Origin of the sequence: Streptosporangium sp. OZ121, from assembly GCF_051918885.1 — a bacterium.
In the GTDB taxonomy this organism is placed as follows: Bacteria; Actinomycetota; Actinomycetes; order Streptosporangiales; family Streptosporangiaceae; genus Streptosporangium.
This window is the reverse complement of the sequence record NZ_JBPXMC010000001.1, coordinates 876,226-888,253: the sequence shown is the minus strand read 5'-3', so window position 1 is coordinate 888,253 and position 12,028 is coordinate 876,226. Positions and strand designations below refer to the sequence as shown.

Genomic DNA, 12,028 nt, shown 5'->3' with positions numbered 1-12,028 from the left:
GTGGACAAGGCGCTGAACGTCGCCAAGGCGAAAGCCGCCGAGACCGGCAAACGTGTGCCCTTGCCTTCGCGTTACACCGAGACCATGAAGGTGTGGGCGAACACCGACGGCAAGACCCTGCACGCCGAACTGAGCACCGAACCGGTGCAGTTGGAGGTGCCCGGCAAGGACGGTAAGAAGTCCTGGCAGCCGGTCGACACCTCGATCGTGGCCAGGGCCGACGGCACGCTGGCGGCCAAGCTGGTCAAGACCCCGCTGGCCTTCGGCGGTGAGGGCGCCACCACCCTGGTCACCGCCAAGGACAAGGATGGCACCGTCGCCGTCGGCTGGGACGGCAAGCTTCCCAAGCCGACCGTGGACGGCAACACGATCACCTATCGGGACGCGGTGGCCAAGGGCGCCGACCTGGTGCTCACCGCCTGCCCGAACGGGTTCACCCAGAACGTGGTGCTGCGCACCCGCCCCCAGGAGCCGGTCAAGGTCAGCCTGCCCGTCACGCTGCCCAAGGGCAAAACGTACAGCAAGGCCGACGACGGTAGACCTCAGCTCAAGTCGGCACAAGGCGTCGCTGAGACCGCCCCGCTAGCGACACAGGCGATCGACGCGAAGGCCGCCGAGGCACCTGATCAAGGCAAGCTCGGCAAGGTGGAAGCCTCGGTGACCACTGATGCCTCCGGCAGGTCCTCGCTGGTACTGACCCCCGACGCGGCCTTCCTGGCGGATCCGTCGGTGACCTACCCGGTGGTCGTGCCGATGAGCGGTGAATGGATCGGCGCGGGGGACTCCTCCGACACCTTCGTCTCCAGCGTGCAGTACCCCAACTCGGCGACCCTGTTCACGTGGCTCCGGGCGGGCAAGTCGGCCGACGGGGAACTGTGGCGCACCTACCTGCGCTATGTGATCAACGGCACCGACCTGGACTACGCCACGATCCACGACGCCGACCTGCGCTTTTGGAACTACCACGCCAGCGGGTGCGGTACCAACGTCGGTGTGGGCATCGTCGCGCGGCGGCTCACGTCGGCGTATCACTACTCCACCTTGACGTGGGCCAACCAGCCCTCCAGCACCGGTACCAACGCGGTGGTCGCCCCTGGTGGCTACAGCGCCACACTGTCCGGCTGCTCGGGCAGCGGCGAGCTGTACCACTCGATCCAGCACATCGTGCAGGAGTGGGCGAACGGGACAGCGGACCACGGACTGATGATCCGCGCCGCCACCGAGGGCGCCGCCGGAGCCAACTGGCGCCAGTACCGCTCCGACCAGTACACCGGCGGCGACGGCCGCGGCCCGGTGCTGTTCATCGACTACGAGCCCGCGCCACGTGCCTCGATCGCGTTCTCCACACTCAACAAGTTCTCCACCCTGCCGACCTACGAGGAGGCGGTCGCCCTCCAGGACTATCAGTCTGATGTGAACGAGACCGGGCCGGTCAAGGAGGCCTTCGCCACGGTCATCCAGGGTGCTCGCGGTCAGAACGACGCGGTCGAGGCGGACAAGGTGGGCACGGACCAGATCGACGTCCCCGAAGGAGGGGGCTCGGGAGGCGAGGAGACCCAGCCGCCCAGCTTGATCGGGGTCACCCCGGAGCCCGGGGCCACCGGTGTGCCCGCCGAGACCACGGTCTCAGCCACTTACTCCGAGATTGTGGTCGGCGCGCAGATCGTGCTGAGGGCACCCGACGGCACACCGGTCGAGGGAGCGACCACGTTCGACGGTACCGGCACGGCGGTGACGTTCACTCCCGCGCAGCCGCTGACGCCGGGGACGACGTACTCGGCGACGGCATCGGACGCACAAGACATCTGGGACAACGTAGCCGACGACTACACCTGGTCCTTCACGACCGCAGGTGCGGACACGACGCCGCCCGTGGTCATCGCGAGGAACCCGAACGCCGACGCGACCGACGCGCCGGTCGGCACGACGGTCTCCGCGACGTTCAGCGAGCCGGTGACCGACACTCGGATCGTCGTCGAGGACGCGAACGGCACCGCCGTCGCCGGAGGCGTCACAGTGACCGGGACGGTCGCCACGTTCACCCCGGCTGAGCCGCTGGCCGTGAACACGGCCTATCACGTCGAAGTGACCGGCGCCAAGGACGGTGCCGGGAACGTGATGACGCCGGTGACCTGGACTTTCACCACTGCGACAGCGCCTCCCGCCGACACCGCACCACCGGCTGTGGTCAGTGCCACGCCGTCGTCCGGGGCCACCGGCGTGGCCGTCGGCACCGCGGTCACCGTGACGTTCAGCGAGCCGGTGCACTCGGCCGTACTCACTCTCAAGGGGGCTGCGGGGGCCACGATCGCGGGTACGGCGACCATGAACGGGGCGGCGACCACGCTCACCTTCACTCCGGCGCAACCACTTGCCGCCGGTGTCCTCCACACCGTGGGGATCAGCGGCGCAAGTGACGCGGCGGGCAACGTCATGGTCCCGTCGACCTGGACGTTCACCACGGCTACGCCACCTCCCACGCAGCCGGTCAATCCCAATCCGTTCTTCGAGACGACCATCGAGCCGTGGACGTCCTTCTGGGACGTGGACGTGCTGTCGCGCTCGACTGCTCGGGCCCATCAGGGCACGGCGTCCGCCAAGTTCGTGCCTGAGGAAGACACCTGGGGCTACGCGATCGAGGAATTTCCGCTTACCGGCGGCGGCGGAGATTACCGGTTGTCCGGCTGGTTCTACCTCTCGGTGCCCGACCCCTTTGATTACGGATTTGACTACGGGGTGGAATGGTATGACGCCGACTGGGAGATGCTCTCCACCGACAATCTCACCGGCACGCCGACCACCGGGCAGTGGCAGCAGGTGTCGGGGATCGTCACCGCTCCCGCCGGGACCGCGTACGCGATCGTCAACGTCGGCGTCGGCACCACGATTTTCATGGACGAACTCACGCTGACCCCGGTGACCGGGGCAGCGGCGGCGCAGACCGCCAAGCAGCCGGCTCCTCAGCGCGTGCGCCGCGGAGAGGTGCTCTCGCTGCACGACCGCGACCAGGGCAGAACGATAGCCAAGGAACGTGCGTCGTCGACGCGGGCCGCCGTACGGGCATCGAGCGGCGGGTTCACCTACAACCACGCCTCACTTGAGGAGTGCATCGCGGCTCACAACGCCACCGGGCAGCAGCCTGCCGACGGCAAGCCGGCGAGCGCCAGTCTGCTGGTCCGGCCGTACAGCATGTGCTGGAGCAGCTGGTACTACGTGATGGACTTCATCTGGGCGGGAACCAGGGGCGGCTGGGTCCGGAAGGCGCTCAAGAACGGTGCGAAAGCCGACGCGCTCGAATTCCGCGCCACCTGGGTGATCAACACCTACCTCGGCACGGCCGACGGCACCGGGGTGGTCGGAGGCGGGGGTTACCGGCCTCAGGAGATGTCGGTATGGACCCGCATCAGCGAGATCACCGCCTATGACGGAAACTGGGCCACCAACGAGGAGAACCAGCGGGTCTTGGAACTCACGGTCACACCGAGCGGATCGGCGGGCTCCACGTGCACTCCCACCGCCGGGACCGACGTGGACCGCGACGACACCATCGCCGAATGGAAGGCGGACGGGGACGACTCCTTCCGTTACGTCATGGGGGACACCGACAACGACCGGGTGGACGTCTGCACGTTCCGCCCGATATTGCGGGACGTTCACCAGGAATGGGCTATCAAGCCCCTCCGACTCTGGAACCAGATCGCGTACGACAACAGCTCGGGCCAGGTCAAGGGCAAGTGGATCGGCGGCGGCGATCCGTCCGACAACGACCCGCAGGAGCTGCCCTACATTCCGCACGTGCGCTGCGATTGGTTGCACCTGGGCGCATCGACGTCGCAGGAGAGCGCGAGGGCCATGGCCGCCCCGAACGAGCCCACCGGCCACAAAGGCGGCTGCATCCATACGCTGGCGAAGCGTATCTTCACCATGAAGGAATCCCGGGACAATCCTAATTTCGGTGAGGTCATCAAACACATCAAGGAGGCGCGAAACCAGTCGACGAACAAGGGGACGTTCCCGCCGCTGCGTGACGGCGAGAACTACGGCAACCCGCTGAGCCCTCCGCTCAAGGGGTCGAGCGGCACTGAGAAGCCGAAGGTGATGCGGGGAGACTGGCTGGCCCCCCATCTGACGGAGGCGGCCAAGCCCTTCATCAAGGCGACGGACGAACAGGAAAAAAACAACCGGAAGGTGTTCAGCCTGAATCCGAAGGACAATCCACCCAAGGGCTTGTTCGAAGCGGAGGGCAAGACCTATCAAGGCAGCTGGTGCAAGTACTACTGGGAGGGGGTCTACGCCACAGCGCCCAAACCCACGTCGGCAAATGTCCACTGTGATGAGTTCCCCTGGGCCAAAACAACGCAAGGTGCCGCGAATGCGAACGGGCATTTCTCCATCAGGGCCATATCGGCGGCCCACAACCTGTCTCACGGCGGCACCATGGGGGCGTGGTACACGAAACGACGGGTGATACCAGGCGACAGCTTCTGGTATGAGATCATTCCTTAAAGATACGTTCCAGTAGGTGGCCGCCGGCTTCGCCGGCGGCCACCTCGCCCATCCGATCCCCCGCAATCGGAGCATCGTGACGAGTCGCGACAAATTAGACCAGTGGTCGTATTTCGAGGAGCGAGGCCTGGCGGAGAGGTTCGAGTGCTCGTGGGTCGAGGCGCCCGACTACCGCACGGTGGTCGCCGCGTTGCGGGCGGAGGAGGAGACACTCGCCTGCGACCTGGACCAGGCGCGGCGATGGTATCGCACCTACTCAGAAGAGGACCTCGTCTGGGTGGCCGAGCAGAGCCCCGGCTGGGTCAAGATATTCGCCGTGTCCGGACTATCCCCGTGGCGCGCCCTCGATTCGCTCCCGCAGCCGGGCGGGCGGGCCTACCATCTGTCCTGCTACGCGGGCGAAATCACCGAACCGATCTATTTCAACGGGGACGAGTGGGAGGACACCATCCCCGACGATCACTGGGACCTTCCCAGACAGGAGGGAGCAGATCTCGTCGGCTCCCCTGTCATCGCCCAGGAGATGAACTTCTACCTCGCCGCGATGGCGTACACGACTGGCAGGTTCATCGATGACACCTGGTTCACCACACCAGGACTGCTCTGCCGCATCCCGAAAGGGACCTGGCCCCGGTGACTGACCAGTGGGAGTACCTGCTCGGCGCGGGACTGGGCCGCGGATTCACCGGCACCTGGGTCGAGTCGGGCGACGCCGAGGCGGTGGCCGCCCTGCTCGGCGCGGATCTCACCTCCCGCCAGGACTGCGAGCTCGCGAGCGCCATGGCTCACTACCGGCCGATGGCCTTCACCGAACGCATCTGGACCGGCCCCCACGCCGACGGCTGGACCCACGCCCTCACCATCAGCGGCCCACCCCCGGTCACCACCGGCCTGACGGAAGCGGGCCTGCGTTTCCTCCAGATCCGCACCTTGGACGCCCTTGTCTACGACCTCCTCTACGGCGATGGCGTCACGACCGCCTGGGCGACTCAACGCTGGTACGGCGAGGTCATCGCCGACCCCGGCTCCATGATCGAACCGTACCTCCGGGAAGCCGGGCCGCCCACGAACATCCCGGAGGCCGTGCACTCCGGATCCTGGGTCACCGAACCCGAAGATCACGGACGGACCTGCCTGGAGACCTATCTTTTCCTCACCGGGCGCATGAGCGGCCGGTTCATCGACAGCGAATGGCTGGCCGAGAAGAGGGCCCTCTACACGATCCCGTTGTCAACGGTGATGTAGCGGAGCACGTTGCCTCGGAAGTGCTCCGCCCGTCGATCACGTTCTGAGCCTGGGCGGGCAGGGCGAAGGCCGGCGGCTCGGTTCCCATGCTGCATGCGAAGGTCGTCGCCGCGGACGAGAATGTGCGGCAGGGTGACGGTCCGCTGCGTCCTGTCGGGGGGCTACGAGGCCGGATCCCGGGTGTGGGAAGGACCGGCCCGGGTTGTTAGGTTGAGGCTTGCCCGAAATGCCGTTAAAGGGATGCGTCAATGTCGGCAAGGTCCGCACTTCCCCCCTCTCTCGTGCGCCTGCTGGCGCGGCCCGCCCCTCCCGGAACCCTCTCCGACCTCAAGCACGTCGTCTTCGTCATGCAGGAGAACCGGTCGTTCGACCACTACTTCGGCCGGATGCGCGGGGTGCGCGGCTATGGGGACCGCAACGCGGTGTCCACCCGTGCCCTGCGTCCGGTCTTCGAGCAGGACGGGATCCTGCCCTTCTCTCTCAGGGAGGCCGCCGGGCGCGCGGGGGCCGACCCGATGCTGCTCGACACCCACGACCACACCTGGCTCGGCACCCAGAACGCCTGGGCGATGGGCTGGAACGACGCCTGGGTGCCCAACAAGGGCCCGTCCACCATGGCGTACTACGACCGTGAGGACCTCCCGTTCCACTACGAGCTGGCGGACGCGTTCACGATCTGCGACGCCTACCACTGCTCGGTGCTGAGCTCCACGACGCCGAACCGCAACTACCACGTCTCCGGCCACACGGGCTACGAGCCCGGCACCGAACAGCGGGCCGTCGACAACGGTGCCTGCGAGGAGGACGGGCACCCCGGCTACTCCTGGACCACGGTGCCCGAGCTGCTGACCAGGGCCGGGCACTCCTGGCAGGTCTACCAGGAGTGGGACAACTACCAGTGCAACAACCTGGAGTTCTTCGCCGCGTTCAAGGCGGTCATGGCGAAACTCGGGCAGAGCAGCATGCACTCCTTCTACGAGAAGGTACGCGCGTCCGAGGACCCCGCGCCGATGCTCGCCGAGCTGGAGGAGAGGGTGGCACGCCTCGACCCGGCCGACCGGGTGCTCTACGACCGGGCGCTGCGCCGCACCCGGACGGGCGGGCTGGGGGACTGGTTCGCCGCCGACGTGGCGGCCGGACGCCTGCCCGCGGTCTCGTACGTCGTGACCTCGCTCGCCGACTCCGAGCACCCCGAGGGGTCCTCGGCCGTGGAGAGCGGGAAGGTCGTCTACCGGATCCTCGACGCGCTGGCGTCGAGTCCTGAGGTGTGGGCGAATACCGCGGTCTTCGTCACCTACGACGAGAACGACGGCTTCTTCGACCACGTCCCCCCGCCCGTCCCGCCGGACGGGACTCCGGGGGAGTTCGTCGCCGGGCGGCCCATCGGGCTGGGCATGCGCGTCCCGATGATCGTCGTGTCGCCGTGGAGCGTGGGAGGCCACGTCTGTTCCCAGACGTTCGACCACAGCTCGACGGTCCGGTTCCTGGAGACCTGGCTCGGCATCAGGGCCCCCGACATCAGCGACTGGCGGCGGACCGTTGCCGGGGATCTCACCTCCGCCTTCGACTTCGCCCGCCCGGAGGCGTGGCCCACGCCGGCAGCGGCAGCAGCGGCAGAAATGCCGGATACACAGGGAATGCCCGGAGTGCCGGTTCCCGACGCCTCTGAGGGTGCCTCGCCCGCTCGGAGTACCTCGCCGGATCAGGGCGGTCCACCCGCCCGGGACACCTCACTCGCCCCGGGTACCGCGCCCACCCAGGCGATCCTGACCGGCCGCTGGTACCCCGACGCCCCCGCCGAGCAGCGGATGCCCGGCGGGGAACCGGGTGTCAGGCCCGCCCGCGCGCTGCCGTACCGGCCCGACGCGTCGGCGCGGACCCGCGGTCGCGCCGTCGAGATCGCGATGAGCAACACCGGTACGGAGAGCGCGCACCTGGCGCTGTACGGCTACATGGGAGAGCTCGTCCGCCCGCTGCACTTCGACGTGCTCGGCCACGCCCGCGAGGTGGTCTACTTCCCGTGTCCCACCTACGCCCTCGTCCTCACCGGGCCGAACGGCTTCCGGAGGGAGTTCCGGGGCGGGACGGACGACCCGGTGGAGACATCCAGCGTGATCGACGCGGCCACGCGGACGATCGAGATCGTCGTCGTCAACACCGGTGACGAACCGGCCGACGTGACGATCTCGCCCCTGGCCTACGGCGGGGCGGCGCGGACGCTGCGGCTCGCGGCCGGGGAGACCGCGCGGGTGCCGTGGCGGGCCGCGACCGGATGGTACGACCTGTGGATCACCGTCGCAGGGGACACCGGCTTCGCCCGCCGCCTGATGGGACACATCGAGAACGGCGAGCCGGGCGTCACGGGCTGACGGACGCCGGGGGCGATAGGGGATAAATGTCGGTGCGCTCTGGTAGACCGTGGGCCATGGGTGTGAGCGTGGATGAATTCCTGGACATGGTGAAGCAACTGCCCGAGACCGAGCAGGGCGACGGCGGCGAGTGGGTCTCGCTGAAGGTGCGGGGCAAGGGCTTCGGCTACCTGTGGGAGAAGACGGAGACGGTGGGGCTCAAGTCGACGATCGAGGAGCAGCTCGCGCTGGTGGCGGAGCGGCCGGAGGTGTTCGAGATCCAGTTCACCGCGGGCCGGTTCGGCTGGGTCGTGGTGCACCTCGCGAAGATCGACGCGGATGAGCTGTTCGAGCTGGTCACCGAGGCGTGGTGCCTGACGGCTCCCAAACAGCTCGTCGACGCTCACGAAGCCGCCGCGCCCATGTCCACGTACGAGCGCTGACCGTACACGCACGAGAGCCGCCGTCCACGTACGAGCGCTGACCGCACACGTCGTACGAGAGGCGCGGGGCATTTCACAGCCTGCACGTGTAAGCCGGGGATTCCGCGGTGATCGGTTGCGTTTCGCGGCGGGCGCGCGCGGGCGAGCTCGCCGGGCACGGAGTGACGGGCGGCCCGCCCCCGAATGCTCGGTGGGTCGGGCCGTCCGTCGCGGGACGGTCTCCTCTGAGCCTGGCCCGGCCTGCCTCGCGAGGAGACGCCTGCGGGCCGGTCTCACGGGGAGGTGAGCGTGCGGCTCGCGGTCACGGTGGCGGCCTTCGGGCCTCCTGGCCGCCGGTGACCGTTTTAGCCGCCCGCCGGCCGCCTGTCAGTTGTTGATCCCGCGGCCGGAGCCCCTGCCGCTGTCGCTGATGCCGCCGCCGATACCGGCGCCCCTGCCGGTGCGCTCGCTCATGCCCTCGCGTCGACGTTCGCCCCTGTACTGGCTCATGCCCTCGCGTCGACGTTCGCCCCTGTACTGGCTCATGCCCTCGCGTCGACGTTCGCCTCTGTACTCGCGTCCGCGCTCGCGCCGGTCCTCGCGTCCGCGCCGGTAGTCCCGCTGACTCTCGCGCCGGTACTCGCGCCGGGCGCGGCACCTGTCGGGGTTCTTGTGCTCGCGGCAGGGCTTCAGGACGGAGGTGGCGCTGGCCGGGGTGGTCACGGCCACGGTGCCCGCGGTGGCGGACGAGGCCGGCATCGCCATGGGGACGATGAGAGCGGAGGCCATCATGGCTCCGGCTGCGAGGGCGTTCCTGATCATGGTCATGGCAGATCACTCCACGTCGAATCGGTGTCGAATCGGTCGAGCCCTGGGCGATGCCCGGGCTGGCGGAGCGCCGTGCCGCGTCAAGGAGGACGCCGACACGATGCGTAACCTACTCTCACGGTAAGTGGGGGAGTCGCGGGAGTCTGCTAGCGGAGCCCCAAGCCTTGGGGCGGTCGGATTACCCGGAGGTAGCGGAAAGGCACAGAAAGAGAGTGATCGGTAACGCTCGGCTACCGGATCCCGCCGAAGGCTCGTGCCCCGAAAGGTTGCCATCCGCGGCGGAACCGCCAGAGTTCAGTAGATCATCCCCGCCCGAATGCCTGTTTTCGCGGGAAGAATCCCACCGATCCGGAGCCGCCACGGCGCCCGGACGCCGGTTTCCCGGCTTCGCGCGTCCGTCGCCCCGCTGGTTTTTTCCAGCTTCGCGGGTTCGTCATCGTGCTGGTTTCCCTTGCCTTGCCCGTTTGCCGCCGTGCGGGCTTTCCCGGCCTCACTCGTTTGCCGCCGTGCCGACCTCCCCGCCTCGGCCGTACGGTGCCGAGCCGGTCTCTGCGCTACCTGCTTTCCGCCGTGCCGGTCTCTCCGCTTCGGCCGTACGGCGCCCGGCGTTCGTCCTCGCGCCCGCGCCCGTCAGCGCGGAACGTCCGGCCCGAAGGAGGTGCGCAGGACGGATGAGGCCACGACCCGGCCCGCGACGACGACGTGCCGGGGCGGCGCGTGCCGGGTCAGGGCCTCGCGGACGGTCCGCCCCTCCAGGATCACCAGGTCGGCGGGGGCGCCGGGCTCCAGGCGGTGGGCGGGCAGGCCGGTGACCCGCGCGGCGTCGACGGTCACCATGTCGTACAGCCGCTCCAGGTCGGCGTCGGTGCGGGCGTCGAGCAGGTGTGCCGCGAGGAAGGCCACCTCCAGGAGGTTGTGCCGCCCGAACGGGTAGTAGGCGTCCTCGATGTCGTCCTGGCCGAGCGCGACAGGGACCCCTGCGTCGGCCAGCCGGAAGACCGGCAGGTGGAGCGGTCCGGTGTGCGGATCGCTGACGAAACCGAGTCCGGCGGCGCGGCACAACCCCGCCAGGCGGCGCAGGTACGGCTCGGGGTAGAGCGCCATCGCCCTGGCGTGCTGGGCGCTGCCGCGTCCGATCATGTTCCGCTCCAGCAGCTCTCGCGCCAGCATCTCGGCCGTGCGCAGCCCCGGGTCTCCCGCGTCGTCGACCAGCATGGCGACGCGCAGGCCGTGCCGCCTGGCGAGGTCGACCATGCGCCTCACGTGCTCGGCGGCGTCGGCGTCGGTCCACTCGATCCAGGGGATGCCGCCCACCACGTCCGCGCCGCGCCGTACGGCCTCGGTGACGAGTTCCTCGGTTCCGGGTTCGCGGAGCAGGCCGTCCTGCGGGAACGCCACCACCCGCACGTCGACCATGCCGCGGAACTCCTCGCGCAGCGCCAGCAGGGCCTCCAGCCCGGTGAGTCCCGCCTTCGGGTCGATGTCGGCGAAGGCCTGCACCGCCCGGACGCCGTGCCGTACGGATTCCAGGAGCACCGGACGGGCGCGTTCGAGGACGGATTCCACGGTCTGGCCGGCCTTGACGGCGGCGGCCGTCTCGATGGCGCCCATCGCGGCGCCCATCGCGCCCCCGGTGTACTCCGAGAGCGCGGCGGGCCCGGCCCTGTCGAGGGTGTGGACCTTGCACAGGTGCAGGTGGGCGTCCACGAACGGCTCGGTGACCAGGGCGCCGTCGGCGTCGAGGGTCACGCCGGTTGCCGGGCCGAGATCGGGGTCGTCCTCGGCGATGAGGCTGATGAGCCCGCCCGTGGCGGCCAGCGACCACCTGCCGGGACGGCCGCGCAGGGTGGCGTTCCTGATGAGGAGGTCCGGAGTGTCCATGACAGCACGGTAGAAGCACGCCGCGAGGATCGTGACGGCCAGACCTGCCAAAACCGCCGTCTGCGAGCGACCGTCCACCGGATCGGACATGGCGGGTGGAGAACTGGCGGCGTCCGACTTATCGGAACGTCGTCACGGTAAGTATCCGAGGGTTCACGAAATTCGATCGAAAGCCTGCGAGACGCCTCGTCGTACAGTGAAGATATGGCCATGTTGACTGTCGAGATCGATTCGGACACGGAGAGGATCCTCTCCGAGCTGACCTCCGAGGGCAGGTCCACCACCGATGTGATCCGTGAGGCGATCCACGTGGCGGGACGACTCCGCTGGTTGGAACAGGCGCGTGCCGACGCGGAGAGATTGGCCAACGACCCTGATGATCTGGCCGAGATCCGGGCGATCCACCGTGAGTTCGGTGACGCGGATGCGGGGTGACGTCTACCGCCTACGCGCTCTTCGTGACGCGGTCGGTCACGAGCAACAAGGCGAACGATTCGCGGTGGTGTTGCAGTCGGATGCCTTCGCCATGCTCTCCACCCTGGTCGTCGCCCCCACCTCGACCAGTGCCGGCCCCGCGATTTTCCGTCCCGAGATCGAACTGAACGGCAAGGCGACTCGCGTGCTCATCGACCAGATGAGATCCGCCGACGTCTCCCGGCTTGGAGACTTCGCGGGCCGCCTCGACCCGGGTGAGCTCCACGAGGTCGGTAGAACACTGCACGGCTTTCTCGGTCTGCTCTGCAGAGACAGCAGAGAGATGTAGTAGATCGTTCCCTCACCGTGACTCCACAGCCGGTG

At 68.5% G+C, this 12,028-nt stretch carries 9 protein-coding genes; 7 read left to right on the top strand and 2 right to left on the bottom strand.

Features of this window, described 5'->3' with window-relative positions:
* The 5 genes from ACTOQ1_RS04120 (at nucleotide 1) to ACTOQ1_RS04100 (ending at nucleotide 8,542) form a co-directional block, all read left to right on the top strand.
* Nucleotides 1-4,506 (top strand): Ig-like domain-containing protein, encoded by a 4,506-nt coding sequence (locus tag ACTOQ1_RS04120; RefSeq protein ID WP_440064525.1) that lies wholly within the window; start codon nucleotides 1-3, stop codon nucleotides 4,504-4,506.
* A 76-nt stretch (nucleotides 4,507-4,582) separates the two neighbouring features.
* On the top strand, nucleotides 4,583-5,143 hold the full coding sequence (locus ACTOQ1_RS04115) for a hypothetical protein (protein ID WP_440064523.1): 561 nt from the start codon (nucleotides 4,583-4,585) through the stop codon (nucleotides 5,141-5,143).
* Entirely contained in the window at nucleotides 5,140-5,751 is a 612-nt protein-coding gene (locus ACTOQ1_RS04110; RefSeq protein WP_440064521.1) for a hypothetical protein, read from the top strand. The genes ACTOQ1_RS04115 and ACTOQ1_RS04110 overlap by 4 nt, the downstream gene beginning before the upstream one ends.
* Nucleotides 5,752-5,999: 248 nt before the next feature.
* A complete protein-coding gene (locus ACTOQ1_RS04105) occupies nucleotides 6,000-8,120 on the top strand; it encodes a phosphocholine-specific phospholipase C (RefSeq protein ID WP_440064519.1) in 2,121 nt (706 codons plus the stop codon).
* A 56-nt stretch (nucleotides 8,121-8,176) separates the two neighbouring features.
* Nucleotides 8,177-8,542, top strand: a complete 366-nt coding sequence (locus tag ACTOQ1_RS04100) for an MmcQ/YjbR family DNA-binding protein (RefSeq protein WP_440064517.1) — start codon at nucleotides 8,177-8,179, stop codon at nucleotides 8,540-8,542.
* Between the two features lie 366 nt (nucleotides 8,543-8,908).
* Here ACTOQ1_RS04100 and ACTOQ1_RS04095 read toward each other — a convergent pair whose 3' ends face one another.
* Nucleotides 8,909-9,349 (bottom strand): hypothetical protein, encoded by a 441-nt coding sequence (locus ACTOQ1_RS04095; protein ID WP_440064516.1) that lies wholly within the window; start codon nucleotides 9,347-9,349, stop codon nucleotides 8,909-8,911.
* A gap of 630 nt (nucleotides 9,350-9,979) precedes the next feature.
* The gene (locus tag ACTOQ1_RS04090; RefSeq protein ID WP_440064515.1) at nucleotides 9,980-11,230 is read right to left on the bottom strand and encodes an amidohydrolase family protein; all 1,251 of its coding nucleotides are present in this window, start codon (nucleotides 11,228-11,230) and stop codon (nucleotides 9,980-9,982) included.
* A 204-nt stretch (nucleotides 11,231-11,434) separates the two neighbouring features.
* On the opposite strand from ACTOQ1_RS04090, the gene ACTOQ1_RS04085 reads away from it, so the two are divergent.
* Entirely contained in the window at nucleotides 11,435-11,665 is a 231-nt protein-coding gene (locus ACTOQ1_RS04085; RefSeq protein WP_440064514.1) for a hypothetical protein, read from the top strand.
* Nucleotides 11,607-11,993, top strand: a complete 387-nt coding sequence (locus tag ACTOQ1_RS04080) for a type II toxin-antitoxin system PemK/MazF family toxin (protein ID WP_440064513.1) — start codon at nucleotides 11,607-11,609, stop codon at nucleotides 11,991-11,993. The genes ACTOQ1_RS04085 and ACTOQ1_RS04080 overlap by 59 nt, the downstream gene beginning before the upstream one ends.
* Nucleotides 11,994-12,028 lie beyond the last annotated feature (35 nt).